Source organism: Ruegeria marisrubri, from assembly GCF_001507595.1.
Classification (GTDB): Bacteria; Pseudomonadota; Alphaproteobacteria; order Rhodobacterales; family Rhodobacteraceae; genus Ruegeria; species Ruegeria marisrubri.
Genome location: NZ_LQBQ01000001.1, coordinates 156,584 through 171,698, shown reverse-complemented (window position 1 = coordinate 171,698; position 15,115 = coordinate 156,584). Strand labels below are relative to the sequence as shown.

The following is a 15,115-nucleotide window of genomic DNA, read 5'->3' as shown; positions in this document are numbered from 1 at the left end:
TCCGATGCACGTCGTCTTCCGCGAAAGCCACGGGCTCGAAGAAACCGAGACCCCGACCGATCTGGGCCAGAGCCCGGCGGATCTGGTGGTGCTGTCCTTTTCGGACAGCGATCTGGGTGCTTTCGCGGCCGGCTGGCATCGCGGCGGCGGGCCCGAAGGGCGGATGCCTTCGTTGCGGCTGGCCAACCTGACGGCGCTGAAGCACCCGCTGTCGGTCGATACCTATGTCGAACAGACGCTCGAGGGTGCAAAGGGCATCCTGATACGGCTGATCGGCGGCGTGCCCTACTGGTCCTACGGGTTGCAGCAGGTGCTGGCGCTGGCGCAGGCCAAGGGCATCGCGCTGGCGGTGCTGCCCGCCGACGGGCGCGAGGATACGCGGCTGGACGAGTATTCGACCCTGCCGGTCTCGACCCTGCGGCGGCTGGCGCATCTGTGCGACACCGGTGGCGAGGTCGCGGCGCAGGCGGCGCTGGCGCAGATGGCGCTGGCGGCGGGGCTCTATGCCGGGCCGGTGATGGGGGCCAAGACCTTGCCCGATTGCGGCGCGTGGTGCCCCGACCGCGGCGTGATCGCGCCCGAGGACGCCTTCGCAGGCGAAGGCCGGCGCATCATCGTGACCTTCTACCGCGCCTACCTGACCTCGGCCGATACCGCGCCGGTCGCGGCCCTGATCCGGGAAATCCGTGCGCGGGGTCATCAGGCGGTGGGGCTGTTCGCACCCTCGCTCAAGGCACCAGCGGCGGCGGAATGGCTGGCCGAGAACATCCCCGCGATGGCACCCTCGGCGATCATCAACGCCACCTCGTTTTCGGGCAAAGGCGCGTCGGGCACATCGCCCCTGGACGTGGCGGGCGTGCCGGTGTTCCAGGTCGCTCTGGCGACCTCGCGCCGCAAGGCCTGGGCCGAGGCCGAACGGGGCCTGTCCCCCGCCGATCTGGCCATGCATGTGGTCCTGCCCGAGGTGGATGGGCGCATCTCGGCCGGTGTCGCCTCGTTCAAGGAACCGGGCAAGCGCGACCCGCACCTGGAATATTCCCGCTTCGCCCACCGGCCCGAGCCCGACCGGATCGCCGCCATCGTCGACCGGGCGATGGCCTGGGTGGACCTGGCCGAGAAACCAAAGGCGCAACAGGTGCCCGCGCTGGTCCTGTCCACCTATCCCGGCAAGGACTGGCAGATGGCCCATGCGGTGGGGCTGGACGCGCTGGCCTCGGCCGAGGCGATCCTGTCCGACCTGCAGGGCGCGGGGTATGACACCGCCCCCGCCGAGCCGATTGCAGACACGCTGCTGGACGCCCGGATTTCTTGGCCGGTCTCGGCCTACCGCGCGGCGCTGGCACAACTGCCCGAGGCGTTGCGCGCCGATCTGGACACCGTCTGGGGCGCGCCCGAGGATGACCCGGCCTGCGCCGATGAGGCCTTCCACTTCACCGCCCTGCGGCGCGGCAAGGCGCTGGTTGCGCTGCAGCCCGAACGCGGCACGCCGGAATTCCGCGATGACGAATATCACGACCTGTCGCGCACGCCGCGGCACGGCTATGTGGCCTTCTACCTGTGGCTGCGTCACGGCTTGGGGGCGGATGCGCTGATCCATATTGGCGCCCACGGCACGCTGGAATGGCTGCCCGGCAAATCGGTGGCCCTGTCGGCGGAATGCTGGCCCGAGGCGCTGATCGGCGATCTTCCCGTGATCTATCCGTTCATCGTGAACGACCCGGGAGAGGCCGCGCAGGCCAAGCGCCGGATCGGGGCCGTGACGCTGGGCCACATCCCGCCGCCGATCAAACAAAGCAGCACGCCCGACCGCTTGGTACGGCTGGAATCTCTGCTGGACGAGTTCTCGAACGCCGACGGGCTGGACCCCAAGCGGCGCGACCGGCTGCAGGCCGATATCCGCGATGAGGCGCAGGCCATCGGGCTCGAGGCCGATCTGGGGCTGGATCAGGCCACCAGCACCGCCGAGGCGATCACCCGCATCGACCGCTTCGTCTGTGACATCAAGGAAAGCCAGTTCGGCGACGGGCTGCATGTCTTTGGCCGCGCGCCGCAGGTCGCGGGCAATTTCGACACCGCCGCCTCGGCGCAGGCCGAACGGCAGGCTCTGCTGGACGCGTTGGCCGGCAAGCGGATCGAGGCCGGCCCGTCCGGCTCGCCCTATCGCGGACGCACCGACGTGCTGCCCACGGGGCGCAACCTGTTCACCACCGATCCGCGCTCGGTCCCCACCCGCGCGGCCTATGCGCAGGGCGTGAAACTGGCAGAAGAGCTGGTGCGCCGCCACCTGCAGGAGGAAGGCGATTATCCCAAGGGCCTGATCGTCGATCTGTGGGGCTCGGCCACGATGCGCACGGCAGGCGAGGAATTCGCCATGGCGCTGCACCTGCTGGGCGTCAAACCGGTCTGGGATCCGGGCTCCGAGCGCGTGAGCGGGATCGAGGTTCTGCCGATCACCGATCTGGAACGCCCACGGCTGGACGTAACCCTGCGCGTCTCGGGCCTGTTCCGCGACGTGTTCCCGACCCTGTCGGCGCTGTTCGGTCAGGCGGTCCGGGCACTGTCGGACCGCGATGAAGCGCCCGACTGGAACCCCTATGCGGGCCAGCCGCCCGCCGCGCGGGTCTATGGCCCGGCGCCCGGCAGCTACGGGCTGAACATGACCCACCTGTCGGAGAACTATACCGACGAGGCGCGCGCTCAGGCCGGTCAGGCGTGGCTGGACGCCAGCGCCTTTGCCTTCGAGGGCGAGCACATCGCCCACGACCCCGACGGGATCACCCAGCGCGTGGCGCAGGCCGACAGTTTCGTGCACCTGCAGGACCTGACCGAGACCGACCTGCTGCTGGCCAACGACTATGCCACGCACGAGGCCGGCTTTGCCGCCGCCAAGAAAGCGGCCGGCGGAACCGCGCAGTTGTATCACCTGGACAACACGAACCCGGACACCCCGCGCGCCCGCACCCTGCCCGAGGAAATCAGCCGCGTCGTTCATGCGCGGGCCGCCAACCCAGGATGGATCGACGGCATGCGACGGCACGGATTCCGCGGTGCGGCCGAGATTGCGGCGACGCTCGACCACATGGCGTCCTTCGCGCATCTGTCCGGAACGGTCGGCCCGCACCTGTTCGACCTGTTCCACGACGCGACCCTTGGAAACCCAGAAGTGGACGCCTTTTTGCAGGAAGCCAACCCGCAGGCACATGAAGCAATGAAAGACCGCTTCCGCGCTCTGTTGGAGGCCGGGCTGTGGAATACGCGGCGCAACTCGATCCGGGCGGATCTGGAGGGTTCGTCATGACCAGACCCGTCGTTCAGGGCTGGTGCCCCGGCGCGCATCGCCCGATGATGTCCGGCGACGGGCTGGTGGTTCGGGTACGCCCGCGTCTGGCCCGGCTGAGCGCCGCGCAGACGCTGGGGCTGTGCGATCTGGCCCTGCGGTTCGGCAACGGCACCATCGACCTGACCAACCGCGCCAACCTGCAACTGCGCGGCGTGGCCGAGGCCGACCATCAGGCGCTGCTGGCCGAACTGTCGGCGCTGAACCTGCTGGATGCCGAACCTGACCTTGAGACCCGGCGCAACATCCTTGTGTCGCCGCTGTATCAGCCGGGCGACCTGACTGCACGTCTGACTCAGGCATTGATCGACCGCCTGGTTGATCTGCCCGCCCTTCCCGCCAAGTTCGGCTTTGCGGTGGATACCGGCGTGGCGCGGCTGTTGGCCGGCGACTCGGCCGACATCCGGCTGGAGCGGGGGCCTTTGGGCCTGATCCTGCGTGCCGACGGGGCCGAGACCGGCTGCTTGGTGACCGAAGATGATGCGATCGACCGCGTGATCGAACTGGCCCGGTGGTTTTCCGACCGCTTCACTTCTGACACCCGCCGCATGGCCCGCCTGATCGCTGTGCACGACTTGCCCCAGGAATGGCAGGGCCACGCCCCCGGCCCCACGGCACCGGCGCCACAACCCAGCAACAACGATATCGGCCCTATCTACGGCGCGGCCTTCGGGCAACTGCCCGCCGCCGAGTTGCGTGCATTGGTCGAGGCCTCGGGCGCCGCCGCCCTGCGCGTCACGCCCTGGCGGCTGTTCCTGCTGGAAGGTGGGGCGGTGATCCCAGCCCCGGCCTTCGTGACGGACGGCGCCGACCCTCTGTTGACCACCGACGCCTGCCCCGGCGCGCCATTCTGCCCGCAGGCTCAGGCCGAGACCCGCGCCATCGCCCGCGCGTTGGCCCCGCGCGTGTCCGGCAGCCTGCATGTCTCGGGCTGTGCCAAGGGATGCGCCCGGATGAGCCCGGCAAAAGTGACCCTCGTCGGAAACGACGGGCGTTTTGATCTTGTCAAGAATGGCCGCGCGGGGGATGAACCCAGCCTGCGCGGTCTGGATATGGAAACACTGATGAGCATGGACCTCACCTGATGCCTTATGAATACGAAAAAGATGGCGCGGCGATCTACAAGCAATCCTTCGCGACGATCCGGTCCGAAGCGGATTTGGGCCGGTTCGACGCGGACGAGGAACAGGTCGCCGTTCGGATGATTCATGCGGCGGGCATGGTCGGCCTTGAGGAATTCCTCCATTTCTCACCCGGTTTCGTGCAGACCGCCCGCACCGCGCTGGAAAACGGCGCGCCGATCCTGTGCGACGCGCGGATGGTGTCCGAAGGCGTCACCCGCTTTCGCCTGCCCGCCGACAATCAGGTCATCTGCACCCTGCAGGACGAGCGCGTGCGCCCGCTGGCCGAGAAGATGGGCAACACCCGCTCGGCCGCGGCGCTGGAGTTGTGGCGGCCGAAACTGGAAGGCGCGGTGGTCGCCATCGGCAACGCGCCCACGGCCCTGTTCCACCTGCTGAACATGCTCGAGGACCCCGACTGCCCCCGGCCCGCCGCGATCATCGGCTGCCCCGTGGGCTTTGTCGGCGCGGTCGAAAGCAAGGACGCCCTGTGGGAGGCGCAGCCGGTGCCCTGCTGCATCGTCAAGGGCCGCCTGGGCGGCAGCGCCATCACCGTGGCGGCCATCAATGCCATCGCAAGCAGGGCGGAATGAACGTGGGAACAATATACGGCGTGGGGCTCGGCCCCGGTGATCCCGACCTGATGAGCGTCAAGGCCGACCGTCTGTTGCGCGGTGCCAGGAACGTGGCCTATTTCCGCAAGGCCGGCCGCACCGGTCAGGCCCGCAAGATCGTCAACGGCATGATCCCGGCCGAGGCCATGGAAATCCCGATGGAATACCCGGTGACCACCGAGATCCCGGTGACCGATCCCCGTTACAACGCGCTTCTGGCCGCGTTCTACGAGGACTGCACGCAGCGGCTCAAGGCGCTGTCGGACAATGGCGAGGACGTGGTGGTGCTGTGCGAAGGCGACCCGTTCTTCTATGGCTCGTTCATGCATCTCTACTCGCGCCTGCGCGAACGGGCCCCGGTCGAGGTCGTCCCGGCGATCACCGGCATGTCCGGCGCCTGGACCGCGACCGGCGATCCGATCACCTGGGGCGACGACGTTCTGACGGTGCTGATGGGCACCCTGCCCGAAGAGGCGCTGGCCACGCGCATGGCGCAGACCGACGCGCTGGTGGTGATGAAGATCGGGCGCAATTTCGACAAGGTGAAGCGGGCGCTGAAAACGGCGGGTCTCTATGATCGCGCCTGGCTGGTGGAATACGCGCAGATGCCCGACCAGGCGGTCACCAAGCTCAGCGAGGCCGGCGACAAGGTCACACCCTATTTCTCGATCATCATCGTGCACGGACAGGGGCGGCGGCCATGAGCGGGTGGGTCAGGATCGCCGGTCTGGGGCCGGGCAACGATGCGCTGATCACCCCCGAAGTGACCGAGGCGCTGGCCGAGGCGACCGACGTGGTGGGTTACATCCCCTATGTCGCCCGCGTCGCCGAACGCGAGGGGCTGACGCTGCACGCCAGCGACAACCGGGTCGAGATCGACCGGTCGCAGCACGCGTTGCAGATGGCGGCCGAAGGCAAGCGGGTAGTCGTGGTGTCCTCGGGCGATCCCGGCGTTTTCGCCATGGCCGCCGCCGTGTTCGAAGCGCTTGAGAAAGGCCCCGCGGAATGGCGCGATCTGGAGGTTTCGGTTCTGCCCGGCATCACCGCCATGCTGGCGGCATCGGCCCGGGCAGGTGCGCCGCTGGGGCATGACTTCTGCGCCATCAACCTCAGCGACAACCTCAAGCCCTGGGCGCTGATCGAGAAACGCCTCCGCCTTGCCGCGCAGGCGGATTTTGCCATGGCCTTTTACAATCCGCGCTCGAAGTCTCGCCCGGAAGGCTTTGTAAAGACACTGGAAATCCTGCGGCAGGAATGTGACCCCGAACGCCTGATCCTGTTCGCGCGAGCGGTTTCGACACCCGAGGAAGAGATCCACATCTCGACCCTGGCCGAAGCGACGCCGGAAATGGCTGACATGCGCACCATGGTCATAGTGGGATCCTCGCGCACCAGGACCATCGAAAGAAACGGAAACCCAATCGTTTACACGCCGAGGTTCACACCTGAATGAACCAGCCAGTCCAGAACCTGCGCCACGCTTGTCAGCTCGGTGCGCTGCGGCGGAACGGGGCGGTCGATCATCAGCACCGGCAAGCCCAGTTCCCGCGCGGCATCCAGCTTGGCCCGCGCGCCGGTGCCGCCTGCGTTCTTGGACACCACGATCTCGGTTCCATGCCGTTGCATCAGGTCCCGGTCGCCCTCGACGGTGAACGGGCCGCGCGAGACCACGACCTCGCGGTCGGGCAGCGGCAGCGCGCCGGGCTCGTCCACCAGTCGCAGCAGGTAATGGTGCTGCGACTGGGCGGCGAAGTCCTGCAGATGCATCCGGCCGACGGCAAGAAAGACGCGCCTGCGGGCGCCACTCAGGGCTTCAACCGCGGCGGGGATGTCGGGAACGTGGGTCCAGTTGTCTCCCTCGCCCTCCTCCCACGCCGGGCGTGTCAGAGCCGCAAGCGGGGTGCCCGTCTCGGCACAGGCGCGCGCCGCATTCGCGCTCATCTGTGCGGCAAAAGGATGCGTGGCGTCGATGACATGGGTGATGCCATTCTCCACCATGTATCGCGCCAGCCCCACAGGCCCGCCGAAACCGCCGACCCGGGTCGGCAGCGGCTGCGGTCGCGGGTTGTCCACCCGGCCGGCATAGGAGTAGGTCGCGTTCACCCCCCGCTCGGCCAGGGCGTTGGACAATGCGTTCGCCTCGGTCGTGCCGCCGAGAATCAAGAGGTGAGGCATGTCTGAAGCTCCGTGGCTGACCGTTCTGGGACTGGGCGAAGATGGACTGGATGGCCTGCCGCCCGCAAGCCGTCAAGTGCTGGACCGGGCCGAGGTGGTGATGGGTCCGCCCCGCCACCTGTCTCTGATCCCTCAAGGCGATGCGGAACGGATAGAATGGCCCGTGCCCTTCTCGGACGGCATCCCCTTGCTGCAAGGCCATCGGGGGCGTCGTGTGGTCGTTCTGGCCTCGGGCGATCCCTTCTGGTTCGGCGCGGGCAGCGTGATCGCCCGCCATTTCGGCGCCGGTGAATGGACCGCCCTGCCCGGCCCTTCGACCTTTTCTCTGGCGGCCGCCCGGCTAGCATGGCCGTTGGAACGCACTCTGACGCTCGGCCTGCACGCCGCGCCCCTGACGCGGCTGCGCCCGCATCTGGCGCAATCGCAACGCGCCATCGTTTTGCTGCGCGACGGTGCGGCGGTTGCGGCCTTGGCGGAATGGCTTACCGAACTCGGGTTCGGGGACAGCACACTGCATGTCCTCGAAGCGCTTGGCGGTCCGCGCGAGCGGGTTCGGACGGGCAAGGCCGCCGATCTGGGGTTTGACGACATCGCCCACCCTGTTTGCGTCGGGCTGGAGGTCGCGGGCAATGGCACTGCCATACCCAAGGCATCCGGCTGGCCGGATGACACCTTCGAAACCGACGGGCAGATCACCAAGCGCCCGGTGCGGGCGCTGACCCTGTCGGCGCTGGCGCCGCAGAGGGGTGAACACCTGTGGGATATCGGGGGCGGGACCGGCTCGATCGGCATCGAATGGCTGGCCTGCGATCCGTCCCTGACCGCCACCGCCATCGAGCCCCGCGCCGACCGGGCCGAGCGCATCCGCCGCAATGCCGATGCGCTAGGGCAGGACCGGCTGGAGGTCATTCATGGGCAAGCGCCCGAGGCTCTGGGCGGGCTGCGCCTGCCGGATGTGGTGTTCATCGGCGGCGGCCTGAGCAATGCGCTGCTGGAATGGCTTTCGGCCCATCTGAATGCGGGAACGCGCTTGGTGGCGAATGCGGTGACGCTGGAAAGCGAAGCGCTGCTGGCCGTGTGGCACGAAAAGCTGGGCGGCGACCTGTTGCGGATCGAGCTGGCGCAGGCTGCACCCCTCGGCCCCCGGCGCGGCTGGAAATCGGCCTATCCGGTCGTGCAGTGGAGCGTCACCCTATGATCGTCGCGGGTTTCGGATTTTCCACGACGGCCACGGGGCAGAGCCTGCACGAGGCTTACCTTGCCGCGAGCGAAGGACAGGCCGTCACAGCGCTGGCGACGGTCGAGGACAAGGCCACGCATCCGGCCTTTGCCGATCTGGCCGCGCGTCTGCAACTGCCGGTCCACCCGGTCTCGCAGGCAGCACTCGAAGCGGCCAACCCGCTCACCCATTCCGCGCGCAGCCTCACCGAACGCGGCGCCGGCAGCGTGGCCGAGGCCGCAGCTTTGGCCGCCGCCGGCGAAGGCGCGCGGCTGGTTTCCACCCGACATATCTCGACCGACCGCCGGGCCACCTGCGCGGTCGCCATCGGAGGACAGACATGACCGTTCACTTCATCGGCGCCGGACCGGGCGCCGCCGACCTGCTGACCCTGCGCGGGCGCGACATCATCGCGTCCTGCCCGGTCTGCCTATATGCCGGGTCGCTGGTGCCCGAAGAGATCCTGAGCCACTGCCCCGAAGGCGCCCGGATCGTGAATACCGCGCCGATGGATCTCGACCAGATCATTGCCGAGATCAAGGCTGCGCACGAGGCCGGCCACGACGTCGCCCGCCTGCATTCGGGCGACCTGTCGGTCTGGTCGGCGATGGGCGAGCAGATCCGCCGTCTCAAGGCCGAAGGCATTCCCGTGAGCGTCACGCCCGGCGTGCCTTCCTTCGCGGCCGCCGCTGCCGCTCTGGGCACCGAGCTGACCCTGCCCGGTCTGGCGCAGTCGGTGGTTCTGACCCGCACGCCGGGGCGCGCCTCGTCGATGCCCGAGGGTGAAACGCTGGAAAATTTCGCCCGCACCGGCGCGACGCTGGCCATTCACCTGTCGATCGGAAATCTGGACAAGGTGATTGCCGACCTGACCCCGGCCTATGGCGCGGATTGCCCGGTGGCCGTGGTCTATCGCGCCAGCTGGCCCGACGAACGGATCATCCGCGCCACGCTGGCGACACTGAAGGACGAACTGGACGACAGCATCTCGCGCACCGCCCTGATCATGGTCGGCCCCGCACTGACCGGAGAGGGTTTCGACGAAAGCTGTCTCTATTCAAAGACATACGACCGTCGCTATCGCCCGCAAAGCGCCGACAGCCCGTGGTCGAGCTGGAGCCATGGCGATGACTAATCCACCGGGTGTCCTGATCTCGGCCCCGTCGTCGGGCACCGGCAAGACCACGGTCATGCTGGGCCTGCTGCGCGCGCTGACCGAGGACGGGCTGACCGTGCAGCCGTTCAAGAGCGGACCAGACTACATCGACCCGGCCTTTCACCGGGCGGCGGCGGGACGGGCTTCGTTCAACCTCGACAGCTGGGCGATGAACGAAGATCTGGTGGGAGCGATTGCGGCGCAGGCGGCGGGGGCCGACATCGTTGTCGCCGAAGGGTCGATGGGCCTGTTCGACGGCGTTGCCAAGCCGGGCGAACTGGGCCACGGGTCCAGCGCCGAAACCGCGCTGCGCATGGGCTGGCCGGTGGTTCTGGTGCTGGACGTGGGCGGTCAGGCGCAATCGGCCGCGGCCACGGCGCTGGGGTTCCGCATGTACAACCCCGACCTGCCCTTTGCGGGCGTGATCCTGAACCGCTGCGCCAGTCCACGCCACGAACGTCTGACCCGGCTGGGGATGGAGCGCGCGGGCCTGCCGGTTCTGGGCGTGCTGCCCCGGCGCGGCGACCTGACCCTGCCCGAGCGGCATCTGGGCCTGATCCAGGCGGTCGAGCATCCCGATCTGGAAAGCGCGATTGCCGGATACGCGGCCTTTCTGCGCGAACATGTGGATCTGGAGGCGATCAAACGGGCGGCCTCCTCGGGCCCCATGGGGCCGTCGTCGGCCGCGCTGCCGCGCCCCCCGGCGCAACGGATCGCGCTGGCACGGGACGCGGCCTTTTCCTTTACCTATCCGCACCTTCTGGAAGGCTGGCGCGCAGCCGGGGCCGAATTGCTGCCATTTTCGCCGCTGGCCGACGAGGCCCCCTCGCCCGACGCGGATCTGGTCTGGCTGCCGGGCGGCTATCCCGAGTTGCACGCGGGCAGGCTGGCGGCGGCCGAGACCTTCATGAGCGGCCTTCGCAAGCACGCCGAAACCAAACCCGTTCACGGAGAATGCGGCGGCTACATGGCCCTTGGCGAGGCGCTGATCGACAAGGACGGGGTGCGCCACCGCATGGCCGGATTGCTGGGCCTCGTCACCTCTTATGAAAAGCGCAAGTTTCACCTGGGCTACCGCAAGGCGCATCTCGAGGCGCCGATGCCCGGTCACGCCGCCGGCGCGGTTCTGCGCGGCCACGAGTTCCACTACTCGACCATTCTCGAACAGCCCGATGCGCCGCTGGCGCGCGTGCTCGATGCCGAAGGGGCGGATGTCCCGGAAACCGGCTCGGTGCGCGGTCATGTCTCGGGCACCTTCTTTCACCTGATTGCGGAGGCCACCTCATGACCGGCTTCGTTTCATTCGTCGGATCGGGTCCGGGCGACCCGGAACTGTTGACACTCAAGGCGGTGGACCGCCTGCAAAGGGCCGATGCGGTGCTGTTCGACGATCTCAGCAGCGGCCCGATCCTGGGCCACGCGCGCGAGGATGCCGATCTGGTCGGCGTCGGAAAACGGGCCGGCCGCCCCTCGCCCAAGCAGGAATATGTCAGCAAGCTGTTGGTCGACTATGCCCGGACCGGCGCGCGGGTGGTGCGGCTGAAATCCGGCGACAGCGGCATGTTCGGCCGACTCGAGGAAGAACTGACCGCCCTGCGTGAGGCCGGCATCGAGTTCGAGATCATCCCCGGCGTTCCCTCGGCCTGCGCCGCGGCCGCCGCGGCGGGTATTCCCCTGACCCGACGCCTGACGGCGCGACGCGTGCAGTTCGTCACCGGTCACGACGTCACCGGCAAGCTGCCCGACAACCTCAACATGGCGGCGCTGGCCGACCCCGAGGCGACGACCGTGGTTTTCATGGGCAAGCGCACCTTCGGGCAGTTCGTCAAGCTGCTGGTGGCGCACGGTTTGTCCGCCGACACGCCTGCGCTGCTGGCCGAGGCGGTCTCGACGCCCGAACAGCTGCTGGTGCGCTCGACCATCGGCGATTTGGCAGACCGGCTGGAAGGCCAGATCGCCAGCACCCCGGCCCTGATCCTCTATGGCCCGCTGGCGGAGTTCGAGGATGTATGAGCTGAGCCTGATCGGGATCGGCACCGGCAACCCGGACCACGTGACCTTCCAGGGCGCAAGGGCAATCCGTGAGGCGGACCTGATCCTGATTCCCCGCAAGGGAGAAAACAAGGCCGATCTGGCCGGTCTGCGCGAAGAGATCATCGCACAAGTCACCGAAACGCCGCCCCGGATCGCCTATTTCGACATTCCCAGGCGCCGCTCGGATGACGGATACCTGCGTGGCGTGGACGAATGGCACGATGCCATCGCCGTCCGCTGGCAAGAAGCGATTGCCTCCCATCCCGAGGCAACGCAGGTGGCGCTGCTGATCTGGGGTGACCCGTCGCTCTATGACAGTTCGCTGCGAATCGCGTCACGCCTGAACCCGCAGCCCAAGACGCGGGTCATCCCCGGCATCACCGCATTGCAGGCCCTGACGGCAGCCCATGCCATTCCGATAAATGACATCGGGGCCCCCTACCTCGTCACCACCGGCCGGCGAATCCGCGAGGAAGGCTGGCCCGAAAACCTCGGCAAGGTGGCCGTCATGCTGGATGGGGAATGCTCGTTCCAAAGCCTCGACATGGGCGATTATGACATCTGGTGGGGCGCCTATGTCGGCATGAAGGAAGAGATCCTGATCAGCGGCCCACTTGGGGACGTGGCCGAAGAAATCGTCGAAACAAGGACCAGGGCGCGCGCCGATCACGGCTGGATCATGGACATATATCTGCTGAAAAAGCGCGGGATTTGACGCGAAAGGTCGCAAATGGTGATTGCGCCAAAAGGGGCTTCGCGGCTAGAAAGGAAATGTCTGGTCATGCCGGGGCAATCCGGCTGCTAAGAGGGAATTTGGTGCGCCGCCGATGCGGTCAGGCCAAAGCCGCCCCCGCGACTGTAAGCGGTTAGCCTCTGTTCAACCAGCCACTCCCGGCCCAACCCGGGGGGAAGGCGAACAGAGGCAGCGACCCGCGAGCCAGGAGACCTGCCAGGCGAGAAACGCAAGACCAGCCGTCGGGTGCGGCGGCTCAGGAGGACAAGAAATGACGACCAAAACACTCAAGGCATCCGCTGCCGGTTCGACCTATCTGTCGGCACTGTTTGCCGTGGTTCTGGGCTTCGGGATCATCACCGTAGCCGGCCATGTTCAGGCATCCGCCCTGCATGACGCCGCTCATGATGTGCGCCACGCAACCGGCTTCCCCTGCCACTAAGACCATGTTCAGTCGTATTCTGACCAGCGCGTTGTTCGCTGGCGCTGCAGCAGGGCTAATTGCCGCTCTGCTGCAGCTTGTATTCGTTCAACCCGTCCTGCTCCACGCCGAACTGTATGAATCCGGCGAACTGGTGCATTTCGGAGGCGGCTATGTATCCGCCCATCCCGAGCTTCCCGGCCCGTTCGCCGAGCCCATGCGGGATGCGCTCAGCGTCGTCTTCTCGATGCTGACCTACACCGGCTATGCGCTGGTTCTGGTGGCGCTGATGTCGCTGGCCGAACGCCAGGGGCATGAGGTCAACGCCCGCACCGGCATCCTGTGGGGGCTTGCGGGTTTCGTCACCTTTCACTTTGCCCCGGGCCTGTCGCTGGCCCCCGAAGTGCCGGGTGTGGCCGCCGCCGAAATCGGCGCGCGCCAGATCTGGTGGACCGCGACGGTGGCTGCCGCGGGCATCGCCATGTGGTTGATCGCCTTTGGCGGAAACGTCGCCAGCTATGTCATCGCGGCGATCCTGCTGATGGCGCCGCACCTGATCGGAGCGCCCGAGCCCGACAGTTTCGCAGGCCCCGTTCCGACCGAGATCGGCGCCCTGTTCGCCGCCCGCGCCTTTGGCGTCGGTATGGCGGCATGGGTGCTGGTCGGCAGCTTTGCAGGTTACTTCTGGCAGAGCGAAGGCAAACACGCCTCGGTCACTGCCTGACAACCACGCAAAACGCCCGCCGGAGAAATTCGGCGGGTTTTCCATGTCCAAAGGAATCGAAATGTCCCGATCACTCGCTTTGTTCGCGATCGGCCTGGTCTTTGGTGGAGGTGCAGGCTTTCTCTTCGCCGCCGCCAACGGCGTCACGCTTGACGGTCACGACCATTCCGACCCGTCCCACCACGGCGCGACAGCGTCCCACGACCATTCACATGCTGCGGCCGTGAACCTTCCGGCCGGCGAAAATGCCCCGGGCCTCGAGATCGAGTTGCTGAAAGATCCGATGTCCGGCTGGAACCTGCATGTCATGCCGCGGAACTTCCGCTTTTCGCCCGAGAATGCCTCGCTCGAGGACAAACCCGGCGAAGGGCACGCCCATGTCTATGTGAACGGCACCAAGCTGGCGCGCCTTTATGGCAACTGGATGCATATCCCCGACCTGCCCAAGGGCGCGGTCGAGGTCGAAGTCTCACTGAACGCCAACAGCCACAGCCCGCTGACGGTGGACAACGTGCCGGTCAGCGCCTCGGTGACAGTTCAGGTGGACTGAAGCGCGGGCAACCGCGCCCTGAGACACTCGCGAATCCGCCCGCAAGGCCGGGCGTCTTCGATCCAGCCCGACTGGCTGTCCAGGTAGGTCCGGCAGGTCGCCGCGATGTCGGCGGCGTCCGCGACCGGATCGATCCCCTCGAAGACATACGACGCCATCCCCTGCCCCTGCAGCCCCACGGCCACGGGCTGCGCGCAAGCGCTGAAACAGGCGTGCTCTTCCAGATCGACCCGATCCGCCAACCCCGCATGGGCCAGAGCCTCGGCCACGGCTTGCCGTTCGGCGGCGCGGTCGCGCTGGCCCGAGCAGCTGGTGCAGATCGACAGGCGGATACGAGCGGCATTCATGCCGGACTCCTTTTTCGTGGCTGGTGCCGTTTCTGCGGGTTTCCCGCGCCGGACGCAAGGCGCGCCTCGCGCTTGAAGCACGAGATTGTGACGCCGGTACAGCCGGAAATCTGGCATCAAGTTCAGGGAAACCAGTTGGAGGCGAGACAATGAGATTTCTTTGGGCCGCCCTGTGCCTTGCCGCATCGCCCCTATGGTCCGGCGACCTTGGGCCGCGCGAGGGGTGGGTCGTCATGCCTACCGCGAAATCCTATGACGTGTTGGTTTCCGACGTGACCGAGGCGGTCAAGGCGCGGGGGCTGATCGTGGTCACGCAGGCCGGCCCGACCAAGGCCGCCGCCGCGCGTGGCATAACCATTCCGGGCAACCGCGTGATCGGCGTGTTCAACAACGACTACGCCGTGCGGGTGCTGGAAAGCTCGACCGCGGCCATGATCGAGGCGCCGATCCGATTCTATGTGACGGAAAATGCCGACGGCACGGCGACGCTGTCCTACAAGACGCCCAGCCTCGTCTTTGCGCCCTACATGAACGAAGGCGGCGATGCGCTTGCGTCGATTGCCGGGGAACTGGATGACCGCTTTCAGGCCATCGCCCAAGCGGCCACCGAGTAGTCACACTGCCGTGATGCGGGTTGCGCCCTGCCCCCGCCACCGCATTCTGCGGCAGAGGGACTGAACTGGA

Annotated in this window: 17 protein-coding genes and 1 riboswitch; of the genes, 15 read left to right on the top strand and 2 right to left on the bottom strand. The window is 67.3% G+C overall.

Going from position 1 to position 15,115, the window contains the following annotated elements; genetic code table 11:
- Positions 1-4 precede the first annotated feature (4 nt).
- From cobN to cobJ, 5 genes are read left to right on the top strand one after another with little or no spacing between them, the layout of a single operon-like run.
- The gene (cobN, locus tag AVO45_RS00785; protein ID WP_068343395.1) at positions 5-3,298 is read left to right on the top strand and encodes a cobaltochelatase subunit CobN; all 3,294 of its coding nucleotides are present in this window, start codon (positions 5-7) and stop codon (positions 3,296-3,298) included.
- Positions 3,295-4,422 carry a precorrin-3B synthase gene (gene cobG, locus AVO45_RS00780; protein ID WP_068343394.1) on the top strand — a complete coding sequence of 376 codons (1,128 nt, stop codon included), beginning with the start codon at positions 3,295-3,297 and terminating at the stop codon, positions 4,420-4,422. Before cobN ends, cobG begins: the two co-directional genes overlap by 4 nt.
- Positions 4,422-5,051, top strand: coding sequence for a precorrin-8X methylmutase (locus AVO45_RS00775; protein ID WP_068343392.1), 630 nt, complete (start codon positions 4,422-4,424; stop codon positions 5,049-5,051). The genes cobG and AVO45_RS00775 overlap by 1 nt, the downstream gene beginning before the upstream one ends.
- The gene (locus AVO45_RS00770) at positions 5,048-5,776 is read left to right on the top strand and encodes a precorrin-2 C(20)-methyltransferase (protein ID WP_068343391.1); all 729 of its coding nucleotides are present in this window, start codon (positions 5,048-5,050) and stop codon (positions 5,774-5,776) included. The genes AVO45_RS00775 and AVO45_RS00770 overlap by 4 nt, the downstream gene beginning before the upstream one ends.
- On the top strand, positions 5,773-6,525 hold the full coding sequence (cobJ, locus tag AVO45_RS00765; protein ID WP_068343389.1) for a precorrin-3B C(17)-methyltransferase: 753 nt from the start codon (positions 5,773-5,775) through the stop codon (positions 6,523-6,525). Before AVO45_RS00770 ends, cobJ begins: the two co-directional genes overlap by 4 nt.
- On the opposite strand, the gene AVO45_RS00760 is transcribed toward cobJ, so the two are convergent.
- Positions 6,498-7,247 (bottom strand): cobalt-precorrin-6A reductase, encoded by a 750-nt coding sequence (locus tag AVO45_RS00760; protein ID WP_068343388.1) that lies wholly within the window; start codon positions 7,245-7,247, stop codon positions 6,498-6,500. The genes cobJ and AVO45_RS00760 overlap by 28 nt on opposite strands.
- Between AVO45_RS00760 and AVO45_RS00755 the strand changes: the two genes are divergently transcribed.
- The 9 genes from AVO45_RS00755 to AVO45_RS00720 all read left to right on the top strand — a co-directional run bounded on the left by AVO45_RS00755 (position 7,246) and on the right by AVO45_RS00720 (position 14,084).
- Positions 7,246-8,445, top strand: coding sequence for a bifunctional cobalt-precorrin-7 (C(5))-methyltransferase/cobalt-precorrin-6B (C(15))-methyltransferase (locus AVO45_RS00755; RefSeq protein ID WP_068343387.1), 1,200 nt, complete (start codon positions 7,246-7,248; stop codon positions 8,443-8,445). The two genes, AVO45_RS00760 and AVO45_RS00755, sit on opposite strands and share 2 nt — an antisense overlap.
- Positions 8,442-8,810 carry a cobalamin biosynthesis protein gene (locus tag AVO45_RS00750; protein ID WP_068343386.1) on the top strand — a complete coding sequence of 123 codons (369 nt, stop codon included), beginning with the start codon at positions 8,442-8,444 and terminating at the stop codon, positions 8,808-8,810. Before AVO45_RS00755 ends, AVO45_RS00750 begins: the two co-directional genes overlap by 4 nt.
- Positions 8,807-9,601, top strand: coding sequence for a precorrin-4 C(11)-methyltransferase (gene cobM / locus AVO45_RS00745; RefSeq protein WP_068343385.1), 795 nt, complete (start codon positions 8,807-8,809; stop codon positions 9,599-9,601). Before AVO45_RS00750 ends, cobM begins: the two co-directional genes overlap by 4 nt.
- Positions 9,588-10,910 carry a cobyrinic acid a,c-diamide synthase CobB gene (locus AVO45_RS00740; RefSeq protein ID WP_068343384.1) on the top strand — a complete coding sequence of 441 codons (1,323 nt, stop codon included), beginning with the start codon at positions 9,588-9,590 and terminating at the stop codon, positions 10,908-10,910. The genes cobM and AVO45_RS00740 overlap by 14 nt, the downstream gene beginning before the upstream one ends.
- Positions 10,907-11,635: a uroporphyrinogen-III C-methyltransferase gene (gene cobA, locus AVO45_RS00735; RefSeq protein ID WP_068343381.1), complete on the top strand. Its 729-nt coding sequence runs from the start codon at positions 10,907-10,909 to the stop codon at positions 11,633-11,635. Before AVO45_RS00740 ends, cobA begins: the two co-directional genes overlap by 4 nt.
- Positions 11,628-12,371 (top strand): precorrin-6A synthase (deacetylating), encoded by a 744-nt coding sequence (gene cobF / locus AVO45_RS00730; protein ID WP_068343379.1) that lies wholly within the window; start codon positions 11,628-11,630, stop codon positions 12,369-12,371. Before cobA ends, cobF begins: the two co-directional genes overlap by 8 nt.
- 44 nt (positions 12,372-12,415) lie before the next feature.
- A riboswitch (cobalamin riboswitch) is annotated at positions 12,416-12,624 on the top strand.
- 36 nt (positions 12,625-12,660) lie between these two features.
- Entirely contained in the window at positions 12,661-12,831 is a 171-nt protein-coding gene (locus AVO45_RS19275) for a CbtB domain-containing protein (RefSeq protein WP_082688613.1), read from the top strand.
- 4 nt (positions 12,832-12,835) lie between these two features.
- Positions 12,836-13,534, top strand: coding sequence for a CbtA family protein (locus AVO45_RS00725; RefSeq protein WP_068343376.1), 699 nt, complete (start codon positions 12,836-12,838; stop codon positions 13,532-13,534).
- 61 nt (positions 13,535-13,595) lie between these two features.
- The gene (locus AVO45_RS00720; protein ID WP_068344656.1) at positions 13,596-14,084 is read left to right on the top strand and encodes a hypothetical protein; all 489 of its coding nucleotides are present in this window, start codon (positions 13,596-13,598) and stop codon (positions 14,082-14,084) included.
- Here the strand turns inward: AVO45_RS00720 and AVO45_RS00715 are convergent.
- Positions 14,072-14,431: a DUF1636 domain-containing protein gene (locus AVO45_RS00715; RefSeq protein WP_082688612.1), complete on the bottom strand. Its 360-nt coding sequence runs from the start codon at positions 14,429-14,431 to the stop codon at positions 14,072-14,074. The two genes, AVO45_RS00720 and AVO45_RS00715, sit on opposite strands and share 13 nt — an antisense overlap.
- Positions 14,432-14,580: 149 nt before the next feature.
- Here AVO45_RS00715 and AVO45_RS00710 point away from each other — a divergent pair, with 149 nt between their 5' ends.
- A complete protein-coding gene (locus AVO45_RS00710) occupies positions 14,581-15,045 on the top strand; it encodes a DUF302 domain-containing protein (protein ID WP_068343373.1) in 465 nt (154 codons plus the stop codon).
- Positions 15,046-15,115 lie beyond the last annotated feature (70 nt).

Coding starts and splice junctions, on each gene's coding strand:
- cobM (WP_068343385.1), top strand. CDS start 8,807: ATGACCGTTCACTTCATCGGCGCCGGACCGGGCGCCGCCGACCTGCTG.
- AVO45_RS00760 (WP_068343388.1), bottom strand. CDS start 7,247: ATGCCTCACCTCTTGATTCTCGGCGGCACGACCGAGGCGAACGCATTG.
- cobN (WP_068343395.1), top strand. CDS start 5: ATGCACGTCGTCTTCCGCGAAAGCCACGGGCTCGAAGAAACCGAGACC.
- AVO45_RS00775 (WP_068343392.1), top strand. CDS start 4,422: ATGCCTTATGAATACGAAAAAGATGGCGCGGCGATCTACAAGCAATCC.
- AVO45_RS00755 (WP_068343387.1), top strand. CDS start 7,246: ATGTCTGAAGCTCCGTGGCTGACCGTTCTGGGACTGGGCGAAGATGGA.
- AVO45_RS00715 (WP_082688612.1), bottom strand. CDS start 14,431: ATGAATGCCGCTCGTATCCGCCTGTCGATCTGCACCAGCTGCTCGGGC.
- AVO45_RS00710 (WP_068343373.1), top strand. CDS start 14,581: ATGAGATTTCTTTGGGCCGCCCTGTGCCTTGCCGCATCGCCCCTATGG.
- AVO45_RS00725 (WP_068343376.1), top strand. CDS start 12,836: ATGTTCAGTCGTATTCTGACCAGCGCGTTGTTCGCTGGCGCTGCAGCA.
- cobA (WP_068343381.1), top strand. CDS start 10,907: ATGACCGGCTTCGTTTCATTCGTCGGATCGGGTCCGGGCGACCCGGAA.
- AVO45_RS00750 (WP_068343386.1), top strand. CDS start 8,442: ATGATCGTCGCGGGTTTCGGATTTTCCACGACGGCCACGGGGCAGAGC.
- cobJ (WP_068343389.1), top strand. CDS start 5,773: ATGAGCGGGTGGGTCAGGATCGCCGGTCTGGGGCCGGGCAACGATGCG.
- cobF (WP_068343379.1), top strand. CDS start 11,628: ATGTATGAGCTGAGCCTGATCGGGATCGGCACCGGCAACCCGGACCAC.
- AVO45_RS00740 (WP_068343384.1), top strand. CDS start 9,588: ATGGCGATGACTAATCCACCGGGTGTCCTGATCTCGGCCCCGTCGTCG.
- AVO45_RS00720 (WP_068344656.1), top strand. CDS start 13,596: ATGTCCCGATCACTCGCTTTGTTCGCGATCGGCCTGGTCTTTGGTGGA.
- AVO45_RS19275 (WP_082688613.1), top strand. CDS start 12,661: ATGACGACCAAAACACTCAAGGCATCCGCTGCCGGTTCGACCTATCTG.
- cobG (WP_068343394.1), top strand. CDS start 3,295: ATGACCAGACCCGTCGTTCAGGGCTGGTGCCCCGGCGCGCATCGCCCG.
- AVO45_RS00770 (WP_068343391.1), top strand. CDS start 5,048: ATGAACGTGGGAACAATATACGGCGTGGGGCTCGGCCCCGGTGATCCC.